Origin of the sequence: Microbacterium azadirachtae (assembly GCF_000956505.1) — a bacterium.
GTDB classification, from domain to species: domain Bacteria; phylum Actinomycetota; class Actinomycetes; order Actinomycetales; family Microbacteriaceae; genus Microbacterium; species Microbacterium azadirachtae_A.
This window is the reverse complement of record NZ_JYIX01000036.1, coordinates 1-21,067: the sequence shown is the minus strand read 5'-3', so window position 1 is coordinate 21,067 and position 21,067 is coordinate 1. Positions and strand designations below refer to the sequence as shown.

Annotated in this window: 20 protein-coding genes and 1 rRNA gene; 2 read left to right on the top strand and 19 right to left on the bottom strand. The window is 70.0% G+C overall.

Going from position 1 to position 21,067, the window contains the following annotated elements:
- Positions 1–84: 84 nt before the first annotated feature.
- The 12 genes from RS86_RS11415 to RS86_RS11360 form a co-directional block, all read right to left on the bottom strand.
- Positions 85–1,323: an ABC transporter permease gene (locus RS86_RS11415; RefSeq protein ID WP_045272391.1), complete on the bottom strand. Its 1,239-nt coding sequence runs from the start codon at positions 1,321–1,323 to the stop codon at positions 85–87.
- Entirely contained in the window at positions 1,320–1,988 is a 669-nt protein-coding gene (locus RS86_RS11410; protein ID WP_045272390.1) for an ABC transporter ATP-binding protein, read from the bottom strand. Before RS86_RS11410 ends, RS86_RS11415 begins: the two co-directional genes overlap by 4 nt.
- Positions 1,985–3,439, bottom strand: coding sequence for a hypothetical protein (locus RS86_RS11405; protein ID WP_052680220.1), 1,455 nt, complete (start codon positions 3,437–3,439; stop codon positions 1,985–1,987). Before RS86_RS11405 ends, RS86_RS11410 begins: the two co-directional genes overlap by 4 nt.
- The gene (locus RS86_RS11400; RefSeq protein ID WP_045272389.1) at positions 3,439–4,467 is read right to left on the bottom strand and encodes a hypothetical protein; all 1,029 of its coding nucleotides are present in this window, start codon (positions 4,465–4,467) and stop codon (positions 3,439–3,441) included. Before RS86_RS11400 ends, RS86_RS11405 begins: the two co-directional genes overlap by 1 nt.
- 88 nt (positions 4,468–4,555) lie before the next feature.
- Positions 4,556–5,458 (bottom strand): site-specific tyrosine recombinase XerD, encoded by a 903-nt coding sequence (gene xerD / locus RS86_RS11395; RefSeq protein WP_045272388.1) that lies wholly within the window; start codon positions 5,456–5,458, stop codon positions 4,556–4,558.
- A gap of 1 nt (position 5,459) precedes the next feature.
- Entirely contained in the window at positions 5,460–6,059 is a 600-nt protein-coding gene (locus tag RS86_RS11390; RefSeq protein WP_045272387.1) for an NUDIX domain-containing protein, read from the bottom strand.
- A gap of 1 nt (position 6,060) precedes the next feature.
- Positions 6,061–7,746 (bottom strand): CTP synthase, encoded by a 1,686-nt coding sequence (locus tag RS86_RS11385; RefSeq protein WP_045272386.1) that lies wholly within the window; start codon positions 7,744–7,746, stop codon positions 6,061–6,063.
- A 36-nt stretch (positions 7,747–7,782) separates the two neighbouring features.
- Positions 7,783–8,697 (bottom strand): carbohydrate kinase family protein, encoded by a 915-nt coding sequence (locus RS86_RS11380; RefSeq protein WP_045272385.1) that lies wholly within the window; start codon positions 8,695–8,697, stop codon positions 7,783–7,785.
- Entirely contained in the window at positions 8,694–10,139 is a 1,446-nt protein-coding gene (locus RS86_RS11375; RefSeq protein ID WP_045272384.1) for a glycoside hydrolase family 32 protein, read from the bottom strand. The genes RS86_RS11380 and RS86_RS11375 overlap by 4 nt, the downstream gene beginning before the upstream one ends.
- Entirely contained in the window at positions 10,136–10,969 is an 834-nt protein-coding gene (locus RS86_RS11370) for a carbohydrate ABC transporter permease (protein ID WP_045272383.1), read from the bottom strand. The genes RS86_RS11375 and RS86_RS11370 overlap by 4 nt, the downstream gene beginning before the upstream one ends.
- Before the next feature lie 8 nt (positions 10,970–10,977).
- Entirely contained in the window at positions 10,978–11,931 is a 954-nt protein-coding gene (locus RS86_RS11365; RefSeq protein ID WP_082076743.1) for a carbohydrate ABC transporter permease, read from the bottom strand.
- Positions 11,931–13,313, bottom strand: coding sequence for an extracellular solute-binding protein (locus RS86_RS11360; protein ID WP_052680219.1), 1,383 nt, complete (start codon positions 13,311–13,313; stop codon positions 11,931–11,933). The genes RS86_RS11365 and RS86_RS11360 overlap by 1 nt, the downstream gene beginning before the upstream one ends.
- 178 nt (positions 13,314–13,491) lie before the next feature.
- Here RS86_RS11360 and RS86_RS11355 point away from each other — a divergent pair, with 178 nt between their 5' ends.
- Positions 13,492–14,517 (top strand): LacI family DNA-binding transcriptional regulator, encoded by a 1,026-nt coding sequence (locus tag RS86_RS11355; protein WP_045272381.1) that lies wholly within the window; start codon positions 13,492–13,494, stop codon positions 14,515–14,517.
- A 20-nt stretch (positions 14,518–14,537) separates the two neighbouring features.
- Here the strand turns inward: RS86_RS11355 and recN are convergent, their stop codons facing one another.
- From recN to RS86_RS11325, 6 genes are read right to left on the bottom strand one after another with little or no spacing between them, the layout of a single operon-like run.
- Positions 14,538–16,223 (bottom strand): DNA repair protein RecN, encoded by a 1,686-nt coding sequence (recN, locus tag RS86_RS11350; RefSeq protein ID WP_045272380.1) that lies wholly within the window; start codon positions 16,221–16,223, stop codon positions 14,538–14,540.
- On the bottom strand, positions 16,220–17,128 hold the full coding sequence (locus RS86_RS11345) for an NAD kinase (protein WP_045272379.1): 909 nt from the start codon (positions 17,126–17,128) through the stop codon (positions 16,220–16,222). Before RS86_RS11345 ends, recN begins: the two co-directional genes overlap by 4 nt.
- Positions 17,125–17,940 (bottom strand): TlyA family RNA methyltransferase, encoded by an 816-nt coding sequence (locus RS86_RS11340; RefSeq protein WP_045272378.1) that lies wholly within the window; start codon positions 17,938–17,940, stop codon positions 17,125–17,127. The genes RS86_RS11345 and RS86_RS11340 overlap by 4 nt, the downstream gene beginning before the upstream one ends.
- On the bottom strand, positions 17,937–18,116 hold the full coding sequence (locus RS86_RS11335; protein ID WP_045272377.1) for a hypothetical protein: 180 nt from the start codon (positions 18,114–18,116) through the stop codon (positions 17,937–17,939). Before RS86_RS11335 ends, RS86_RS11340 begins: the two co-directional genes overlap by 4 nt.
- Positions 18,117–18,153: 37 nt before the next feature.
- Positions 18,154–19,185 (bottom strand): HAD-IIA family hydrolase, encoded by a 1,032-nt coding sequence (locus RS86_RS11330; RefSeq protein ID WP_045272376.1) that lies wholly within the window; start codon positions 19,183–19,185, stop codon positions 18,154–18,156.
- Complete coding sequence (locus RS86_RS11325; RefSeq protein ID WP_235281768.1) at positions 19,182–19,829, bottom strand: hypothetical protein; 648 nt, start codon at positions 19,827–19,829, stop codon at positions 19,182–19,184. Before RS86_RS11325 ends, RS86_RS11330 begins: the two co-directional genes overlap by 4 nt.
- Here RS86_RS11325 and RS86_RS21150 point away from each other — a divergent pair.
- A complete protein-coding gene (locus tag RS86_RS21150) occupies positions 19,782–20,930 on the top strand; it encodes a hypothetical protein (RefSeq protein ID WP_152642148.1) in 1,149 nt (382 codons plus the stop codon). The two genes, RS86_RS11325 and RS86_RS21150, sit on opposite strands and share 48 nt — an antisense overlap.
- A gap of 54 nt (positions 20,931–20,984) precedes the next feature.
- On the opposite strand, the gene rrf is transcribed toward RS86_RS21150, so the two are convergent.
- Positions 20,985–21,067, bottom strand: a 5S ribosomal RNA gene (gene rrf / locus RS86_RS19905); the annotation flags it as partial.

Genomic DNA, 21,067 nt, shown 5'->3' with positions numbered 1-21,067 from the left:
TGCTGCCTGCTTTCAGTGGAGGGAGCGTGTGCAGCGATTCTGACTGCCCCGCCCCTCAACTGTCAATGGTCTGACTTCAAACCATTAGCCGCGCAGCGCCTCCACCGGCTCGATGCGCGATGCCCGCCGCGCGGGATACCAGCCCGACAGCGCGCCGACCAACACCCCGACGCCGACTCCGGCGATCGCGATCAGCGGATCCACGACCGGCGCCCAGCCCTGCAGCGCCGCGACGAGCACGACGGCGTTGACGCCGACCGCCGCGCCGATCACGCCGCCCACCAGCCCGATCACCAGGGACTCGACGAGGAACTGCCGCCCGACCTGCCGGCTGGTCGCCCCGAGCGCCCGGCGCAACCCGATCTCGCCTGTGCGCTCCATGACCCCCAGCAGGGTCACGTTCGCGATGCCGAAGCCGCCCGCGAGCAGGACCACGCCGCCGAGCAGCAGGAGCACCAGGTTGACGTCGCCCTGCACGTTGCGGCTGAGATCTCCCCTGCCGGACGGCGCCTGCGCCTGCAGTCCGTCCGGGGCATCGGGCTGAAGCGCGACGACCGCCTGCTTGGCGAGCTGGGGGCCTGCTCCCGGCACGATCCTGATGTCGAGTTCGCTGGGCGCCGCCAGGCGGAAGTCGCTCCGCGCCGTCCCCACGGGGATCAGCACGGCATCGGCGAGATCCGACCGCTGCATCGAGCCCAGCACGCCGATGACCGCATAGGCGACCCCGTCGATGAACAGTGAGGGCCGGGCGCCGACCTCGGCGATCCCCAGCCGCTTCGCCGCCTCGTCCCCGAGCACGGCGACCCGGTCTCCCCTCGCGTCGTGCCCATCATCGAAGAACCGGCCCGAGACGACCCTGGCCTCGAGCGCATCCGGGAGCCCCGCCGATGCGGCGAACAGAGCCGGCGAGGAGACCGGCGCCGCCGAGGGGTCGTTCACCGGCACGGCCGTGATCGAATCCGAATCCCCCAGCGCCACCTCGGCGATGAGCGCGGAGGCGAGAACACCCGCCAGGCGATCGACGCGCTCCGCGCCGTCCCACGGGATGCGCCCTGTCGCCACGCTCTTGCTCTGCGAGCCGCCGGTCTGAGCCTGCGCGGGAGACACCACCATCTGGGTGCCGGCGGCGGTGTCGAACTGCCGCGCGATCTGGGCCGAGGCCGTCTGCGCGAAGCCGACGGTCGCGACCAGGGCGCCGATCCCGAGCACGGTGCCCAGGATCGTCGCCAGCAGGCGCGCCGGCCGGGATCCCAGGTCGCTCGTGGCCTCGGCCACGAGATCCTGCACCGTGAAGCGGTCCGCCCGCGGCACCGGAGGGATCATCGCTCGCTCACCCGCCCGTCCGCGATCCGGATGCACCGCCGCGCACGCTGCGCGACCTCGGCGTCGTGGGTGATCACGACGAGCGTGAGCCCATCCTCGCCGAGGTCTTCGAACAGCCGCATCACCTCGCCGGTGGTGTGCTGGTCGAGGTTGCCCGTCGGCTCGTCCGCGAGCAGGAGCTGCGGCCCGGAGACCACCGCGCGCGCGACCGCGACGCGCTGCCGTTCCCCGCCGGAGAGCTCGGTCGGCAGGAACGACATCCGGGCGCCGAGCCCGACGCGTTCCAGCGCCGCGACGGCCCGTTCCTCGCGCTCCGCGCGCGGCACGCCGCTGTAGAGCATCGGCATGAGTACGTTCTGCAGCACCGAACGACGCGCCATCAGGTGGAAGGACTGGAACACGAAGCCGATGAACCTCGCTCTCATCGCGGCCCGTTCATCCTCGCCGAGGTCCCCGGTGAGGGATCCGGCGAGTCGATACGTCCCGACGCTGGGACGGTCCAGCAGTCCGAGGATGTTCAGCATCGTGGATTTGCCGGATCCCGAGGGGCCGACGATCGAGAGGTAGTCGCCCGGCTCGACGGTCAGCGAGACGCCCTTCAGCGCCTGCACCTCCGGCGGTCCCGGAAACGACCGCGTGACGTCGCGAAGCTCGATCAGCGTCATCGGCCGACCACCACGAGGTCGCCCTTCTCCAGCTTCCCCTCGACCGCGGTGACCTCGACCGCGCCGCGGGCCGCCAGCCCGGTCTTCACGACGACCGTGCGGGTCTTCGCGCTGTCGCCCTCGCGCGGATCCGACTCCACGACCTGCACCCGGCTCTCCCCGCCCGGCCCCGCAGTCAGTGCGGCGAGCGGGACGGAGAGCACATCGCCCTCCGTGGCGCCGACCGCGACGGACACCCGCACATTCGAGCCCTGCAGCGCCGCCACCTGTTCCGGCGTGAGCGGCTGGGGCTCGAACAGCACCTGCCAGCGTCCTCCGGCCGCCGGTTTCGTGCCGCCCTTGCCCCCGGGAGATCCCGCGCCACCGGCGGCGGGGGCGTTCGTGACCTCGGTGATGGTCGCCGTGTGCGCGGTGCCGTCCGGAAGGGAGAAGGTGCCGGTGGTACCGGCCTTGAGCAGGCGCGCATCGGCTTCCGCCGCGCTCCCGGTCAGGCGGACGGTCGCCCCCGACACGGTCATCGCCGTCCCCTGCAGCACGCTCCCGCGCTTGGCCTTCACCGCGTCGACCCGTCGGGGCAGCGCCGTGAGGAACAGCACCTCGCTCGACGGCAGGTACGGCAGCGTCTGCAGACGCGCGCGCTCGGCTGTGTTCTCCGCGGAGCCGAGCTGGCTCCGCGCGGCGTCGACGGCGTCCTCGAGAGCACCCTGGTCCGCATCCGGCGTCTGCGCGGCGGCCTCGAGCTGCCGACGTGCGCTGCGCAGTGCCGTCTCGGCCGAGCGCACCGACTCCTGCGCCCCACGATAGGACTCCTCGACGCCCTCGCCCGGACTCGGTGCAGGGTAGCCGGCCTGTGCGTAGAGCTGGGCGATGGCGGCCGTCGCATCCTCGTCGAGGATGTTCGAGGCCATGTCCCCCGGATCGATCCCCACGGCGGACAGCGCCTGCTTGAGCTGCAGCACGTCGGGGCCCGAGACGCCATGGCGCAGGCTCCGGTAGGCCGGCAGCTCACCCGGCAGCACGATCACGGGTCGTCCGACGACCTCGAGAGCGATCGACAGCGACGAGAGGTTCGCCCCCTCTGCGGGGACCTGCCCTGTGACGACCGCCGCCCCGGAGACGGTGCTGGTATCGATCGTGACGTCCACGGCATCCGCGTAGCCGACGTCGGCACGCAACGTCACGTCATTGCTCAACGGTCCGAACTCGACCGGCGCCGTGATCAGGCCGGGTTTGGGCGCTTTTCCGCCGGCACTGGCTGGCGCCAGCACGAACGTCCCGACGAGAAGCCCGCCGATGAGCGCGGCGAGCGCCACCACGGCGCCGATCCAGAGCGCACGATTGCGCCGGAACACGCGCCCCCAGCCGGCCACCTGCGAGGTGCCGGTGCGCGGCGCCTCCTCCCCCTCTGCGACGAGAACGTCGAAGCCCGCATCCTCCGTGTCGCCCGGCACTACTTCTTCTTCTCCTGCGCCAGAGCCTTCTCCCCCGCCACCTTGAACGCCTCGAGTTCCTTCTTGTTGTCCGCGACGAATTTCTCCTCGCTCGCGAACTGGATCTTCAGCTGCGCGTCACGGTACGAGGTCTTCTCCCGGCAGGTGAGATCCTTGAGCGCCAGCGCGCGCTCCGTCTCGCCGAGCTTCTTCATCTCCGCGCTGTCTGCGGGATCCTGATACGCGCTGGGGTCCTGCTCCGGATCCATCGGAGCCTGCTGCTCGTACAGCTTGTTCATCGCGTCGTAGATCGACTGCTGAGCCTCCTGCTGCTTGCGGAATCCGCTCTCACCGGCATCGCCCATGCACGCGGCCCAGGCCCCGTCGAGCTTCTTCAGCTCCGAACCGTCCTGCATCTTCTCGTAGAACTTCTGAATGCGGTCCACGAGCGGCTTGAACTCGTCGCTCTGCCACGGCTGATCGGCGGACACCTCGTGCTGCGCCCACCCCTGGCAGCCGGCGTCCTCCCACTTCCACTCGACGGGTCCGTCCTCCTGCGGGTCGGGATCCGCCATCTTTCCGTAGAGGGTCTCCTGATAGGCCTGTCGCTCCGCTTCGGAGAGGCTCTGCTGATACTCCTGGTTCGGATCCTCGACCGGCTGCTCGGGCTCCTTGCCCTTCATCTGCTGCGACATCGGATTGTCGACGGCGCCGTACCCGTATTTCTCGACCCAGGACCGCTCCTCCGGTTCCCACTTCACGTCTTCGGACGAGGCGAACGACATGTTGCCGGTGAACGGCTTGTACTCGAAGCCCTCCTTCGCCATGCACTCCGCGGTCAGCGCCTCCTGCTTCTTCTGCTGCTCCTTGGCCCGGCGCTCCTGCTCCTTCGGAGAGGCGTCGCGGTCGTAGCCCGCGCTCAGGTACTCGGACAGCGGAGAATCCTCCGGCTTCAGGCTTCCTCCACCCTGCGCGCAGGCGGTCAACGCGATCGTCGACAGCGCCACGATCGCGAGGGCGAGGGGAAGACGAGACTCGACGGTCGGCATCGTTGCTCCTTCAGTTTTCGAGAAACCCTTTTCGCCAGACCCTACAGGTCGAATCCGCCCAGTGCCTCCTCGGGAGAGATAACCACCGTCAACGCGCCCGAGGATGCGCGGTCGCGTAGACGTCGCGCAGCGTGTCCACCGAGACGTGCGTGTAGATCTGGGTGGTCGCGACCGACGCGTGTCCCAGCAGCTCCTGCACGACGCGGACATCCGCGCCGCCCTGCAGCAGATGCGTCGCGAAGGAGTGCCTCAGCGTGTGCGGAGACACCTCCGCCGTGATCTTCGCTCCTTCGGCGGCCGCGCGGATGATCAGCCACGCGCTCTGCCTGCTGAGCGGTGCGCCGCGCGCTCCCAGGAAGAGCCTCGCCGACGCGTGCCCCTTCGCCGCGAGCGCGGGACGCACCCGGGTGAGGTAGGCGTCGACCGCCGCGCGCGCGTAAGACCCCACGGGGACGATGCGCTCCTTGGATCCCTTTCCGCGCAGCCGCAGCACGTCACCGTGCGCGAGGTCGTCGACGTCGAGCGATACCGCTTCCGAGACGCGGGCGCCCGTGGCGTACAGCAGCTCGAGGAGCGCCCGATCCCTGATCCCGATCGGATCCTCGGCGGACGGCGCACCGAGCAGGTGCTCGACCTGATCGATCGTGAGCGCCTTCGGCAGGCGCTGCGGCTGCTTCGGCGGACGCAGCCGCGCGCTCGGATCGGCCTCGGCGATGCCCTCTCTGGCGAGGAAGCGATGCCAGCCGCGCACCGAGGACTGCAGTCGCGCGAGGCTCGACGCGGCGGGCGGCGGCTCGGCGCCCGCCCGCTCGGCGGCGAATGCGGCAACGATCTCCGCGGAGATCGCGTCGGTGTCGGCGATGCCCTGCTCCCCCAGCCACGCCACGTACCCGCCGAGGTCGCGGCGATAGGCGGAGAGGGTGTGATCGGCCAGCCCTCGCTCGATCGTCACGTGCCGGAGGTACGCGTCGAGCGCGCGGTCGAGCTGCACCTCAGGCCCCGCGGCCCTGCCGCCCCGTCGGCGACAGGCGCCGTTCGGCCGCGAGCACCCCGGCGGCGAGGATCCCGTTGCGCAGCCGCCCGGCCAGCACGCCGTCGGCGGCCTCGGACAGCGGCACCCAGGCGAGGCGGATGTCGGCCTCCTCATCCGTCCGCGCGAAGGCCGCGTCAGCGGGACTCAGTCCGGTCGCGAGATAGATGTGGACGATCTCCGAGTTGCTGCCGGGCGTCGTGTAGGTCGAGATCAGCGGCTCCCAGGCGCTCGCGACGAGATCCGCCTCCTCGGCGAGCTCCCGCCGCGCGGCGTCCATCGGGTCCTCCCCCGCCACGTCGAGCAACCCCGCGGGCAGCTCCCAGTCGCGCTGCCTGATGGGATGCCGGTACTGCTGGATCAGCAGCACACGGCCGTCCTCGTCCATCGCGACGACCGCGGCCGCGCCGGAGTGGGCGATGTACTGACGCACGATCTCGCCGTCCCCGTAGCGGACGTGGTCCTCGCGGATCCCCCACACCGCGCCGCGATACACCTCGGCGCTGGAGAGCACCTCGGGGTCGAACGCCTCGTCGCGCGGCGCGGTGGTGGAGTCGGTCACGTCAGTCCTCGTCGTCGAACAGCTCGCTGGAGCGGTGCCGCTCGATCGCGGCTCCCACGAGACCGCGGAACAGCGGGTGCGGGTCGGTCGGGCGCGAGCGCAGCTCGGGGTGCGCCTGGGTGGCGATGTAGAACGGGTGCACCTCGCGCGGCAGCTCGACGTACTCGACGAGGTCGAGTTCGGGGTTGAGACCGGAGAACGAGAGCCCGGCATCGGCGAGACGGCCGCGGTAGGCGTTGTTCACCTCGTACCGGTGGCGGTGGCGCTCTGACGCCTCGGACGCGCCGTAGAGCTCGGCCGCGAGCGACCCCTCGCCGAGCGCCGCCTTGTACAGCCCCAGGCGCATGGTGCCGCCCAGGTCGCCGCCGTCGAGGATCTCGACCTGCTCGGCCATGGTCGCGATGACCGGCTCCGCGGTGTCGGGGTCGAACTCGCTCGACGACGCGCCGGAGATGTCGGCGACGTTGCGCGCGTACTCGATCACCATGCACTGCAGCCCGAGGCACAGGCCGAGGGTGGGGATGCCCTGCTCGCGCGCGAACCGGAGAGCGCCCAGCTTGCCCTCGATGCCGCGGATGCCGAAGCCGCCCGGCACGCAGATGCCGTCGACGTCACTCAGCGCCTTGGCCGCTCCCTCGGGCGTCTCGCAGGAGTCCGACGGGATCCAGCGGATCTTGACGGCGACCTCGTGCGCGAAGCCACCGGCCTTGAGGGCTTCGGTGACCGAGAGGTAGGCGTCGGGCAGGTCGATGTACTTGCCGACGAGGCCGATCGTGACCTCGTGCTTCGGGTTGTGCACGGCCTGCAGGACCTTCTGCCAGCGCGACCAGTCCACGTCGGCGGCCTTGTCCAGACCGAGCACGTCGACGATGTAGTCGTCCAGGCGCTGGTCGTGCAGCATCGTCGGGATGTCGTAGATGCTGGGCACGTCGATCGCGTTCACGACCGCGTCCTCGTCGACGTCGCACATGAGCGCGATCTTGCGCTTGTTGGACTCGGTGACGGGGCGGTCGCTGCGCAGCACGAGGGCGTCCGGCTGGATGCCGATCGAGCGCAGGGTCGCGACGGAGTGCTGCGTCGGCTTGGTCTTCTGCTCGCCGGAGGCGCCCATGAACGGCACCAGCGACACGTGCACGAAGAACACGTTCTTGCGGCCGAGCTCGTGGCGGATCTGACGCGCCGACTCGATGAACGGCTGCGACTCGATGTCTCCGACCGTGCCGCCGATCTCGGTGATGATGACGTCGGGGCGGGGCGTCTCGTCGGCCTGCAGGCGCATGCGGCGCTTGATCTCATCCGTGATGTGCGGGATGACCTGCACGGTGTCGCCGAGGTACTCGCCGCGGCGCTCCTTGGCGATGACCTGCGAGTAGATCTGACCGGTGGTGACGTTCGCGGCCTGGCTGAGCTCGATGTCGAGGAAGCGCTCGTAGTGCCCGATGTCGAGGTCGGTCTCGGCGCCGTCGTCCGTGACGAAGACCTCGCCGTGCTGGAACGGGTTCATGGTGCCGGGATCCACGTTCAGATACGGATCCAGCTTCTGCATCACCACGCGCAGTCCCCGGGCGGTGAGCAGGTTGCCGAGGCTGGCTGCCGTCAGGCCCTTGCCCAACGAGGAAACGACACCGCCCGTCACGAAGATGTGCTTGGTGGTGTCGTTGTCTGTCCGCGCGGCTGAGTTCTGCATCACGGGCTTTAATCCTATCAGCGCGATCGCCCTGCGTCACTCTCGCGACGCGCGGAGCGCCTCTTCCAGTTCCGCCGACGCCGGAGGGTTGGCTCCCGCGCGGGCCACGGTCAGCGCAGCGCTGGTGAGGGCCGTCTCCAGGGCCGCGAGCACCGCGTCGTCCGGCAGAGGCTCCCCCGCCACGAGCAGACGGTCCGTCCCATCGCGCAGCAGAGCGTGCAGCAGCCCGGACATGAACGCATCGCCCGCGCCGATCGTGTCCGCGACGACGACCGGCCGTGCCGGCAGGGAGAACCACGCGCCGTCCACCAGCGCCAGGCACCCCTCGGATCCGCGCGTGACGACGACGAACCGCGCACCGTGCGCGGCGAGGTCGGCGAGGACCTCCTCGAGCGTCGCGTCCGGGGCGAGCCAGGCCGCGTCCTCGTCGCTCAGCTTGACCACGTGGCACAGCGCCGCGAGGTCGGCGACTCGACGCAGCACCTCGTCGCGCGTGCCGATCACGTCGGGGCGGATGTTGGGATCGAGCGTCAGGAGCGTCCCGCCCCCGGCAGATCCCAGCGCCGCTCGGACCGCCGACGCGCCCGGTTCCCGCAGCGCGCCGATCGACCCGGTGTGCACCAGGCGGGCGCCGGTCACGTCCGGCGCGGGGATGTCCCAGTCGATGTCGAACTCGTAGCTGGCCTTGCCCTCGGCGTCCACGCGCGCGATCGCCGTCGACGTGGAGCCCGTGACGAGAGTGCCGGGCCCGAGCGTCACGCCCGCCTCGTCCAGGTGCGCGCGGATCAGGTCGCCGTAGGCGTCGGCGCCGATCCGCGCGTGCAGGGTCGTGGGATGCCCCAGCCGAGAGAGCCCGACCGCGATGTTCATCGGGGATCCCCCTGGGTGCGTCTCGCCGCCCTCGACGACGTCGACGAGGGCCTCGCCGATCACCTGGATCTGGTCCGTCACGCCGTCCGCCCCTTCACCTCTGTCGCGCTCACGGCGCCCACTACGAATCGCTCGATGAGAACGCTACCGCCTCGCCCCGCGATCGAAGCGCCGGCGCCGTCGCGCTCCGGCAGCAGGTCGGTGATCGTGCACGTGCCGCCGGATGCGAACACCTCGATCGAGTCGCGGTCCAGCCAGATGACCAGCTCGACGCGCTCGCGCGCACCGAGGCGCACCTCCTCGATACTGCCGAATCCGTCCGGCATCGCGCCGGCGGCGGGGCGCCGATCCAGGCGCAACGACCCGCTGTCCGCCGAGTAGTCCAGGATCGCGGCGCCGCCCAGGTCCAGCGCGAATCCGTCCGCGCCGTCGAGGCGGACGCTCAGCTCGATACGGCACCGCTCAGACAGCTCCTCGATCAGCGTCGAGGGCGCGCCCGCACGCACATCCGCGAGCTCGGCGATCGTGGTCGTCTGCGGCCCGATCGGCTCCTGGCGAAGGCGCACCCGTCCCTCGGTGCGGACCAGGGTGAGCCGGCGCGCGAGCGTCATCGCGCCGCGCTGCGGGGTCTCGGCATCGACGGGCAGACGGCCCGCGTAATCCCAGTTGCTCATCCAGGCGATGAGGATCCGCTCGTCGTCAGGAAGGCCGGAGAACGTGACCCCGGCGTAGCAGTCCCGTCCGTGGTCCACCCAGTCGCACGCCTCGAGCGGCACCGCCGGAGGCATCGGCTCGTCCGGGGTGAACCGCACCCCGTCGAAGGAGCCGATCACGTACTGCGTCCCGGATCCGCCGGCGATCCCACCCGGGTTGAGGCTGATCAGCAGCACCCAGCGCACCTCGGACGGATCACCGTCGACCGCGAGCGGGAACAGGTCGGGGCACTCCCACACGCCGCCCGTCGCCCCGCGCGGTCCGTAGTCCGACAGGTACGTCCACGTCTTCAGGTCGTCCGAGCGATACAGCAGGACACGGCGCTCGACCGCCTCGACCGCGACCATCACCCAGTACGCGCCCGCCGGCCCGCTGTAGCGGAAAACCTTCGGGTCCCGGAAATCGGCCGAGCCGCGGTCGAGCACGGGGTTGCCGTCGTACAGCCGCCAGGTCAGGCCGCCGTCGAGACTCGATGCGATGCCCTGCGCCTGATGGCGTCCGACCTGGTCGGCGAGCGTGAACACCGCCACGAGGGGCGACTTCTCCGGCGCGCCCAGCCCGCTGGTGTCGGGCTCGTCGAGCACGACGGAACCCGAGAAGATCTCATGCTCCTCCGTGTAGCGGATCGCGACCGGATGCTCCTCCCACCGCACGAGATCGGTACTGGACGCATGGCCCCAGCTCATGAAGCCGTGGGTCGCGCCCTCGGGGTTGTACTGGAAGTAGAGGCGATACCGGCCGTCGTGGAACACGAGCCCGTTCGGGTCGTTCATCCAGTTGCGTGCGGGACGGAAGTGCATCGAACTCATTTCCCGGATCCGGCGGTCAGCCCCTCGCGCAGCGGCTTCTGCCCGAAGATGAACACGATCAGCGCGGGGATCATCGAGATGACGACACCGGCGAGCACCGTGGAGACGCTTCCGGTGCCGAGATTGCCCTGCAGCGTGACGAGTCCGAGCGGCAGTGTGAAGTTCTGCTCGCTGATGGTCAGGATGAGCGGGCGGAAGAACTCGTTCCAGTGGTAGTTGAACGCGAGGATCCCCACGATCGCGAGACCCGGGGTCGCCAGGGGCAGATAGACGCGGAAGAACGTGCGCCACGGTCCCGCGCCGTCGAGCTGCGCCGCCTCGCCGAGTTCTGCGGGCAAGCCCATGAAGTACTGACGCATCAGGAACGTGCCGAACGCGGTCGGCAGCGCGGGGATGATGAGCGCCAGGAGCGTGTCCGCGAGGCCCATGCCGCGCACGAGCATGAACACGGGCACGATGATCACCTGCAGCGGCACCATCATCGTCGCCAGGATCATCCCGAACAGGAGCTTCTTGGCGCGGAACTCGTAGCGGGCGAACACGTAGCCGGCCATCGCCGCGCTGAGCATCTGCCCTGCGGCGATGAGGAGCGTCACCAGCACGCTGTTCCAGATGTACAGCCACACCGGGATCTTCGCGAACACGTCGGTGAAGGCAGAGAAGCCGAACGAGGTCGTGTGGGTGACGGCGTCGGTGGGCGTGAGCGCCGTGATCACAGTCCAGACCACAGGGCCGAGGGTCAACGCCGCGGCGGCGACCAGGATCACGAAGGTGCCGAGGCGGCCGAGGGCGAACCCGCGTCCGCGTGGGAGAACTGCTTGAGTCGACATGTCTGACCTCACCCGTAGAAGACGAAACGCTTGCTGAGCTGGAACTGGATGCCCGTGACGAGCATGATCAGCAGCGTCAGGACGATGCCGATCGCGGATGCGCCGCCGAAGTCGAGCTGGCGGAAGGCCGACTCGTAGATGACCATGACCGCGGTGCGCGTGTCGTCCCCGGGGCCGCCGCGCGTGAGCACGTACGGCTGGTCGAAGATCTGCAGGGCGTTGATGATCGCCATGACCGTGGCCACCAGCATCGTGGGGCTGATCAGCGGCAGCGTGATCTGCCGGAACTGCGCCCATCCGGTCGCGCCGTCGATCGAGGATGCCTCGTAGACCTCCTGCGGCACTGCGGCGAGACCGCCGAGGAAGAGCAGGAAGGTGAAGCCGAAGTTCTGCCACACGTAGACGAGGAGCACGACGACCTTCGCACCGAGGCCTGTCGTGAGCCAGCCGACCTTGTCGATGCCGAGGAGCCCGAGGAACTGGTTCACCAGGCCGAACTCCTGGTTGAACAGGTAGGCCATGACGAGCGAGACCGAGGCGGCGGAGAGGATCAGCGGGAAGAACAGCGTGGAGCGGAAGAATCCGCGCAGCCAGCGCGGCATCTTCGATTGCACGAGCACCGCGAGCAGCAGCGCGACCGCGAGCTGGAGCGCCACCGCGACGATCACGAAGCCGATCGTGTTCAGGAACGACACCCGGATCGTCGGGTTGGTGGCGGCCCGCACGAAGTTGTCGACCCCGACGAACTCGGGCGGCGTGATGATGTCCCAGCGGAAGAAGGCGAGGACCACAGAGGCGATGATCGGCAGGAAGCTGAAGAGTCCGAGGCCGATGACGGTGGGGGCGAGGAACACGGCGATGAGGGCGCGTCCACCCCCGCGTTTGGGGGCTCCGGGGCGTGCGGCTCCCGGTGCCGTGATCGCGGACGTCGTGGGTGCAGTGGTGGGGGCGGTCGTGGACATCAGCGTCCCTTCAGGGCGAGTTCGAGGTCGCGCTGCATCGTCTCCAGACCCGCGCGGACTCCGCTGCGGCCGTTGGTGATGGTGCCGACGACGTTCTTGATGAGGGCCTGCTCGACCGCGGCCTGCTGCGGCGGGGCGGGGATCGGGCCGGTGGTCGGGAACCGGTCGAGGGTGTCGTAGAACACCTTCCAGTGCGCGGGCCCGACACCTGCGCCGTAGAGCTCGTCGTTGAGGGAGCGGCGGGTGAGCGAGGAGTCCGGCTGCGGATGCGCGATGCGCATCCCTTCGACCGACACACAGTACTTAAGCCACTCCCAAGCCTCGTCTTTGCGACGCGAGGTCTCCATGATCGCGTAGCCGGCGGCGCCGAACTGATGGCGCTGGCTGCGCATCTTCGGGAAGAACGAGACGTCGTAGTCGTCGTTCGCGAATCCGGCTTCCTTGAGCCCCTTCACCCAGAAGCCGCCCGCAGGGGTCATCCCCACGGATCCGCGGGAGAACAGCGCGACGAGCTCATTGCCGCCGCCCTGCGCCGGGTTGGCCGCGAGACCCTCGGAGACCATGCGCTGCAGCACTTCGAAGCTCTCGATCGTGCGGTCGTTGAGGGCATCCGCGTTCTGCCACAGGAAGCCACCACCGCGCGGCTTCTCGTCCGGGTAGAACTGCTTCCAGAACCAGTCGCCGCCGGTGGCCTTCTCCTCGGTGAGAATGCTGGCGTCGTTGATGTACAGCCAGGGCACGACACCGCCCCAGAGCCGGTTGTTCCAGAAATAGGGCAGGAAGGGCGGCTGCCCAGACTTCTTCATCGCCTGCGCCACGCGGAAGAAGTCGTCGACGCTCCAGTCGTCCGCCGGGCGGTCGAGGCCCGCCCGGCCGAGCGCTTTGGTGCTGTAGTACACGTTGGCGGCATTGAAGTTGTCCGGCAGCTGGAACAGGCTCCCCTGGTAGAGGAAGGACTCGACGAGCGACGGATGAACGTCGTCGAAGTAGCCCTTCATCTCCGCGGCGTCGCGGCGCACGTAGGAGTCGAGGGGGTGCGCCATCCGCGAGGCGAACAGCTGAGCGCCCTCGGTCGCGACCGTCACGACGTCGGGCGAGGTACCGGCCGCGACCATGGTCAGGATCTTCGCGAAGTAGTCGCCCCAGTCGGTGCCTTGGATCGCGACGATCCGCACAGGGATATCCGGATGCCGGCGCTGGAAGCCGTCGACCAGGCCCTGCCTGGCGGCCGCGTCCTGCGCCGTTCCGAGCAGCGCCACCGTCAGGGCGTCGCTGCCCCGTCCCGGGATGTCTGCGCCGGTGAGCCGGGGCCAGGAGATCGCCGTGCCGACGATGCCCAGCCCGAGCGCTCCGAGCATTGCCCGTCGTGAGATGTCAACCACGTCGTTGCTCCTCTGCTTTGGTGCTGAATTGATTCAGCAACGGCATGCTAACAATGCGTGCGAGGTCGGTGCAAGAGTTTTGCTGAATTAATTCAGCAGGTGCGCGCAGGGCGCGAACCGCTCGCTATCGTGGAGGGGACGTCGGATCGCACACCGCGGCGACGGAACGGGAGGCACGATGCCGGAGACACGCACCGGGCGACGGCCCACGCTGTCGGATGTCGCCGCACGTTCGGGGATGTCCAAGTCCGCCGTCAGCATGATCCTGAACGACAGGCCGGGATCCCGGCTGTCCGCGGACGCGGCCGAGCGGGTACGCGCGGCCGCCGCCGAGCTCGGTTACCGCCCCAATCCTGCCGCGCAGAGCCTGCGCCTCGGCAAGACCGGGACGATCGGCTTCATCTCGGACCAGGTGACGATCACCCGGTACGCGTCGGGGATGATCCGCGGCGTGCTCGACGCCGCTCGCGCACGGGGTCGCACCATCCTCATGACCGAGACCGGCGGCAGCGATGACCTCGGGGACGCCGTCCAGGAGATGACCGACCGCCGGGTCGACGGACTGATCATCGGTCTCATGGCGGCACGGGTGATCGACGTTCCGAAGATCCGCAACGACATCCCGGTCGTGCTCGTCAACGGCCGCTCCGCAGCCGGGCATCCGAGCGTCCTCCCCGATGAGCAGGCGGCAGGCGCCGCCGTCGCGGAGCATCTCCTCGCTCGCGGGCACCACCGCATCGGCATCATCGGCACCATCCCCCACGTCGCGGGCGATCTGCGCCGCTCCGCCACGATCGGGGAACGCTTCGCAGGCATCGAGGCTGTGCTCGCCCGCGCGGGAGCGGACGTGGTCCGCGAGCAGGTCGAGGGCTGGACCCCCGACGTCGGCTACACGCACCTGCACCACCTGCTCGACGCGCACCCCGACCGCACCGCGATCATCGCCGGCAACGACAACGTCGCCTTCGGCGTCTACCAGGCCATGGCCGAGCGCGGCCTTCAGGTGGGACGCGACGTGTCGGTGATCTCCTTCGACGACGAGGAGCTCGCGGGCTTCCAGCGACCAGGTCTCACGACCGCTCGCCTGCCTTATGAGGAGATGGCGCGTCGCGGCATCGAGATGCTCGTCGGTGAGCGAGAACTCGCCCATGAGCGGATCCCGATGCCGCTCATCGTGCGCGATTCGGTCCGCGACCTGCGCTGAGCCGCCCGGCTCGGCCCGGCTCAGTCCTCGCGCAGGGCGAGCAGCTCGCGAGCGTGCTCGAGGGCCGCGCCGGAATCGGCGAGCCCGGAGAGCAGCCGCGCCATCTCGGCCTCGCGCTCCTCCCCCGCGAGGCGGCGGACACTGGACGCGGTGACCTGCCCGTCGTTCGCCTTCACGACGCTGAGGTGGTTGTTCGCGAACGCGGCCACCTGGGCGAGGTGCGTGACGGCGATCACCTGGGAGGTGCGTGCCAGGCGGGCGAGCCGCCGCCCGACCTCGATCGCCGCCGCGCCACCGATGCCGGCGTCGACCTCGTCGAAGACAAAGGTCGGGACCGGATCCGTGCCTGCGATGACGACCTCGATCGCGAGCATCACCCGCGACAGCTCACCGCCCGACGCGCCCTTCGCGACGGATCGCGGATCTGCGCCCGGATGCGGAGCGAGGAGGATCGCGACGTTATCGCGCCCGTAGGCGCTCTCGGCCCCCTCTGTGACCGCGACGACCAGGCGGGCATCCGGCATCGCGAGGGCGTGCAGCTCCTCCGTGACCGCGGTGCTGAGCCGGCCCGCTGCCTCGGTGCGGATGGCGGTGAGTGCGGCGGCGGCCTCGTCCAGAGTCGCGCGTGCGGCATCGAGTTCGATATTGAGTCGTTCGATGTGGTCGGAGTCGTCATCCAGCTCGGCGAGGCGCGCGGATCCGGTGTTCCAGAGCTCGAGAGCGGCGTCGAGCGTGCCGTGGGCGCGCACGAGGGCGGCGAGAGCCGCTCGGCGCTCCTCGACGGCGGCCAGCTCGTGCGGTCCGGACTCGTCGAGATCGGCGAGATAGCCGCTCAGTTGCGCGGCGATGTCGGTGGCGCGGTAGCCGATCTCCGCGATGCTCTCGGCGATCGCCGTCAGCTCCGGGTCGCCCGCGCGCTCCAGGGCGCGCCGTGCCTCTGCGGCAAGCGTCGTGACGTCGTTGTCGCCGTCCTCATCGGAGAGCGCCGCCCGGGCGATCGCCGCGGACTGGCGCAGCTCCTCGGCGTTCGCGAGGCGCTCGGCGCGCTCGGTGAGAGCGTCGTCCTCCCCCGGCTGCGGATCGGTCGCCTCGATGAGCCCCAGCGCCTCACGCAGGTCGTCGGCCTCTCGCCGGCGCCGTTCCTGGTTGCCGCTGATCTCCTCGAGCTGAGCGGACAGGGCGCGCCAGCGCTCCCATGCGCCCTCGTAGTCGGCACGCAGGAGCGCGATGGTGGAACCGCCGAAGCGGTCGAGGGCCTCGCGCTGCGCGGCCGCGGACCGCAGGCGCAGCTGCTCGGACTGTCCGTGCACGACGACCAGGTCGTCTGCGAGGTCGGCCAGCACGCCGGCCGGGGCGGCCCGTCCGCCGACGCTCGCACGGCTGCGCCCCTCGGCAGTGAGCGTGCGGGAGACGTACAGCTCGCCGCGCTCGTCGTCGTAGGGCTCGAGCTCACCGCCCACGTCGGCGACGGTGTCGGCGACGGATCCCGCGCTCGGCACGATCCACACGCCCGCGACCGAGGCCTGTGCGGCACCGGCGCGCACGGCGCCGGAGTCCGCCCTCGCCCCCAGCAGGAGTCCGAGACCCGTGACGACCATGGTCTTGCCGGCACCGGTCTCGCCGGTGATCGCGGTGAACCCAGGGCCGATCGGCAGGACGGCCTCCGCGATGACGCCGAGGTCGCGCAGGCGCATCTCCTCGATCATGCTTCGGCCCCCCGCCAGCCCGAGACCGGCAGCTGGAACTTGCGCACCAGCCGGTCGGTGAACACGCTCGGGTGCAGCCGCGCGAGGCGCACGGGGCGCGAGGAGCGCCGCACGATGACTCTCGCGCCGCGCGGAAGCTCGTGCGAGCGCCGCCCGTCGCACCAGAGGATCGCGGTGCCGTCGTTGCGGTCCAGCAGCTCGATCGCGACGGGAGCGCCCGGCGCGACCACGAGCGGCCGGGCGAACAGGGCATGGGCCGACAACGGCACCACGGCGATGGCTTCGACACCCGGCCAGATCACCGGTCCGCCCGCGGAGAAGTTGTAGGCGGTCGCGCCGGTGGGCGTGGACACCACCATGCCGTCGCAGCCGAAGCTCGTCAGCGGGCGCCCGTCGATCTCGACGACCACCTCGATCATGCGCTCGCGGCTGGCCTTCTCGACCGTCGCCTCGTTCAGCGCCCACGTGCTGTAGACGACGGAGCCGTCGGCGTCCTTGACCCGCACGGCGAGCGCCATGCGCTCCTCCACGGAGTAGTCGCGATCGATGACGCGCGCCACCGCGGCGTCCATGTCGTCGCGCTCGATCTCGGCGAGGAAGCCCACATGCCCCATGTTGATGCCGAGGATCGGCGCCGTCCCTTCGCGGACGAGCTCCGCCGCGCGCAGGATGGTGCCATCGCCGCCGAGCACGATGGCGAGCTCGATGTCCTCGACCGGGATGTCCGTTCCCAGCACATCGACGTCGGCGAAGAACTCGTCCTCCGCCGTCAGGTCCGCACGGTCGTCCGCCGAGAGGACGGGCCAGGCGCCGGCGACGCGGAGGGCCGTGACGACGCGTCTGGCGGCCTGCACGGTCTCGTCCCGGCGCGCATGTGCGACGACGAGGATCCTGCGCTCGTTCATCGGCCTCCTGCCATCTCGTCGATCCTGCTCATCCATTCTGTCGGATTGCCTCCGCCGCCGCGGGAACGATCCCCCGCCCGCAGATTCACCAGGTACTCGGCGTTGCCATGTGTTCCGAGGATCGGCGACGGGAGGAGACCGCGCACGCCGAACCCCTGATCCCACGCGCTCCACAGCACGCGGGCGACCGCGTCGGCACGGATCGCGGGGTTGGTCACGAGACCGCCCCGCACCGCGGTGCGGCCCACTTCGAACTGCGGTTTGACGAGCAGCACCACGTCGGCGTCCGCCTCCGCCGTCGTCGCGATCGCGGGAAGCACGAGCGTCAGGGAGATGAAAGACAGGTCACCGACCACGAGCGACGGCCGAGCGCCCTCCCCCGTCGCCGCGGCAAGGATCTCCGCGTCCATGTGCCGGACGTTGAATCCCTCCACGGCCACGACAGCGGGATCCAGGCGTAGCGACGGGGCGAGCTGATCATGCCCGACGTCCACCGCGAGCACGCGACGCGCCCCGCGCTCGAGGAGCACCTGGGTGAAGCCGCCTGTGGACGCGCCCATGTCCAGGGCCAGCCGGCCCGCAGGGTCGAGGCCGAATCCGTCCAGCGCGGCGATGAGCTTGTGCGCGCCGCGGCTGACGTAGTGGTCGGCGCCGGCCACATCGATCGCATCGCCGTCCTCGACCTTGGTGGAGGCCTTGACCACGGGCTTCCCGTTGACCGTGACGAGACCGCCATCGATGAGGGTCGCCGCATGTGTGCGCGAGCGTGCGAGGCCGCGTTCCGCGAGAGCGGCGTCCAGGCGGGCCGTCATCCGCGATCGGTACCCGGCTGCGCGGACGCGTCGCGCGGAGCGCTCTCCAGCCGACGTGCCAGGTCGTCGTGCAGGGCCTGATATGCGGCGGCGCGCGAGTCGAGCGGCTGCCCCTCGATCAGGCGCAGCCGACTCCAGAGCCCGTCCGAAGGATCCGGTTCCGTGTTCTCGCTCACCTGCTCAGCCTACGGCGAGAGGCGCGGTTCCGACGGATTACGGCCGGTGGAACGGATCCGCGTACAGGCGCTCCGGCACACGGAAGCCGAAGATCTGTCGGCCGGTGCGCCAGATCGCGGCGGAACCGGCGCGCACCAGGTCGATCGGCCGATCGCCTTCGCTGAGGATCGTGACGTCGGGACCGTCCACGCGGACGGAAGCGCCACGTACCGTGACCGTGTCACCCTTGATCTGCGTCTGCGGGTACGGCTCATCCAGCTCACGAAGGTCGCCGAGGATGTACGTCGGACGCGATCCCTCCGCGGCGGCGAGAAGGTGCTTGGGTCGATCGATGCCTGTGAGCACCAGGACCGACTCGATGCCCGCGCGGGACGCCCCGGCGATATCCGTGTCGAGCCGGTCGCCGATGAACAGCGGGTGCTTCGCACCGAACCGCGCGACGGCCTCCTCGAAGATCGGCGTCTCGGGCTTGCCTGCGACGGTCGCGAGACGCCCGATCGCCGTGTGCACGGCGGAGACCAGGGTTCCGTTGCCGGGGGCGACGCCCCGCGACTGCGGAATCGTCCAGTCGGTGTTCGTCGCGATCCAGGGGATCCCGCCCTCGTCCTCGGGGAGCTTCAGGGCGAACGCGGCCTCGGCCAGATCCGTCCAGCCCACCTCGGGCGCGAATCCCTGAACGACGGCTGCGGGAGCGTCGTCGGCGCTGCGCGTCACCCGGAACCCTGCCTTGTGCACCTCGTCGACGAGACCCTCCCCACCGACGACCAGGATCGTGGATCCGGCGGGGATCAGGCTGCTGACGAGACGCATCGCGGCCTGCGGACTTGTGACGACCTCGTCGGGAGCGACCGTGAGGCCGAGCTCCGTCAGGTGCGCCGCCACCGAGGCATCGGTGCGGGAGGCGTTGTTGGTGATGTAGCCGAGGCGACGCGACGCCTCGACCTTCTTCAGGCTGTCGATCGCGTGCGGGATCGCGCCGGCTCCGGCGTACACGACGCCGTCGAGGTCGGCGAGCACGACATCGACATCGGTCAGCGGCGTGCTCTTGTCCCGGGAGAACAGGCTCACTCGGACTTCTCCGCGTCCTCCGACTCGGTGTTGTCCGGCTCGGCGATCTCCGACTCAGCGATCTCGATGCCCTCCGGCTCTTCGGCCAGGTCCTCGTAGGCGTCCTCGATGATCAGTTCCTCGTCATCGCCATGGCCCAGCGCTGCAGAAGCCACTTCCGCGCGCTCCTGCCAGAACGCCGCCTCCTCCTCGCGACCGAGGTCTTCGAGCACCGCGGCACGAGCGGAGAACAGAGCGGGGCTCCAGTCGAACGCGAGATCGGGGTTGAGCTCGGGGATCTCGAGCTCGCCGAGCGCCAGTTCGGTCTCGCCACGATCCAGACGGGCACCCGACATCGCGATCGCAAGAGCCACGCGCGTCGCGGTCGGCAGCGCCGCCCGATCGACAGAGCGGGCCTCTTCCAGCGCGCGGTCGGGACGTCCCATGCCTCGCTCGCTGTCGACGATCAGCGCGATCTGGTCGTCGCTCCCGGAGATCCGGCGGTAGGTGCGAAGCTCACGCAGCGCCAGGGCGAAGTCGCCCATGGCGTAGGCGGTGATGGCCACGGACTCGCGGACGACCGCGACGCGGCCGGCGCGACGCGAAGCCGCAAGCGCATGCTGATGAGCGAGCTCCGGATCCTCGTCGATGAGCTGGGCGGCCATCGCGAGATGACGCGCGACCTGCTCGGCGTTCTCCTTGCTGAGGGTCTTCAGCTCGTTGCGCGCAGAAGGATGCAGATCACGGGCCGTGATGTCATCCGGAAGCTCGGGATCACGCGGCCGATCCGCCGCGAACGTGTCGCGACGCGGGCGATCGCTGACGCGATGCGGACGGTCATCGCCACCACGGTACGGACGGTCACCATCGCGACGCGGACGGTCGTCGCCACCATGGTACGGGCGGTCACCTTCGCGACGCGGACGGTCGTCGCCACCACGGTACGGGCGGTCACCTTCGCGACGCGGACGGTCCGTGCGATCCGAAGACCCACGGTAAGGACGATCGCCATCCCGACGCGGACGGTCATCGCCACTGCGGAACGGGCGGTCGCCTTCGCGACGAGGACGGTCATCGCCACTCCGGAACGGGCGGTCGCCTTCGCGACGAGGACGATCGTCACCGCTCCGGAACGGGCGGTCGCCATCGCGACGGGGGCGGTCCGTGCGGTCCGACGATCCACGGTAAGGGCGGTCGCCATCCCGACGCGGACGGTCGTCTCCGCTCCGGAATGGACGGTCGCCATCCCGGCGGGGACGATCCGTGCGATCCGAAGATCCACGGTAGGGACGGTCACCCTCGCGTCGCGGACGGTCGTCAGCAGCGCGGTACGGACGGTCACCATCACGACGCGGACGGTCATCGCCACTCCGGAACGGGCGGTCGCCTTCGCGGCGGGGACGATCCGTGCGGTCCGACGATCCACGGAACGGACGGTCACCATCACGACGAGGGCGATCGTCGCCGCTCCGGAACGGACGGTCACCATCGCGGCGGGGACGGTCGTCTCCGCTCCGGAACGGACGGTCACCCTCACGGCGAGGGCGATCCGTGCGCTCGGCAGACCCGCGATAAGGACGATCGCCCTCACGACGCGGACGATCGCCGTCATTGCGCTGCGGACGATCTCCACGCGCGGAGTCGTTACGGAAAGAACGCTCGGAACGGTCGCCGTCGACATAGCGTCGAGGCTGCCTCGCGCCATCATCCTTGCGGTCGCGCGCGGGCTTGCCATCTTCGGCCATGTCGGGACTCCTTCCGTTTGAGCATGTTAACGCAGAAAGGCCACCCTGCGTTGGGTGGCCTTTCTGTTAAAGGAAGTCCGGCGGTGTCCTACTCTCCCACAGGGTCCCCCCTGCAGTACCATCGGCGCTGTGAGGCTTAGCTTCCGGGTTCGGAATGT

What these genes read in the sequence shown, in the direction of transcription:
- RS86_RS11415 (WP_045272391.1), bottom strand. Translation starts at nt 1,323, where the DNA reads ATGATCCCTCCGGTGCCGCGGGCGGACCGCTTCACGGTGCAGGATCTC.
- RS86_RS11410 (WP_045272390.1), bottom strand. Translation starts at nt 1,988, where the DNA reads ATGACGCTGATCGAGCTTCGCGACGTCACGCGGTCGTTTCCGGGACCG.
- RS86_RS11400 (WP_045272389.1), bottom strand. Translation starts at nt 4,467, where the DNA reads ATGCCGACCGTCGAGTCTCGTCTTCCCCTCGCCCTCGCGATCGTGGCG.
- RS86_RS11385 (WP_045272386.1), bottom strand. Translation starts at nt 7,746, where the DNA reads ATGCAGAACTCAGCCGCGCGGACAGACAACGACACCACCAAGCACATC.
- RS86_RS11375 (WP_045272384.1), bottom strand. Translation starts at nt 10,139, where the DNA reads ATGAGTTCGATGCACTTCCGTCCCGCACGCAACTGGATGAACGACCCG.
- RS86_RS11370 (WP_045272383.1), bottom strand. Translation starts at nt 10,969, where the DNA reads ATGTCGACTCAAGCAGTTCTCCCACGCGGACGCGGGTTCGCCCTCGGC.
- RS86_RS11365 (WP_082076743.1), bottom strand. Translation starts at nt 11,931, where the DNA reads ATGTCCACGACCGCCCCCACCACTGCACCCACGACGTCCGCGATCACG.
- RS86_RS11355 (WP_045272381.1), top strand. Translation starts at nt 13,492, where the DNA reads ATGCCGGAGACACGCACCGGGCGACGGCCCACGCTGTCGGATGTCGCC.
- recN (WP_045272380.1), bottom strand. Translation starts at nt 16,223, where the DNA reads ATGATCGAGGAGATGCGCCTGCGCGACCTCGGCGTCATCGCGGAGGCC.
- RS86_RS11345 (WP_045272379.1), bottom strand. Translation starts at nt 17,128, where the DNA reads ATGAACGAGCGCAGGATCCTCGTCGTCGCACATGCGCGCCGGGACGAG.
- RS86_RS11340 (WP_045272378.1), bottom strand. Translation starts at nt 17,940, where the DNA reads ATGACGGCCCGCCTGGACGCCGCTCTCGCGGAACGCGGCCTCGCACGC.
- RS86_RS21150 (WP_152642148.1), top strand. Translation starts at nt 19,782, where the DNA reads ATGCTGATGAGCGAGCTCCGGATCCTCGTCGATGAGCTGGGCGGCCAT.
- RS86_RS11325 (WP_235281768.1), bottom strand. Translation starts at nt 19,829, where the DNA reads ATGGCCGCCCAGCTCATCGACGAGGATCCGGAGCTCGCTCATCAGCAT.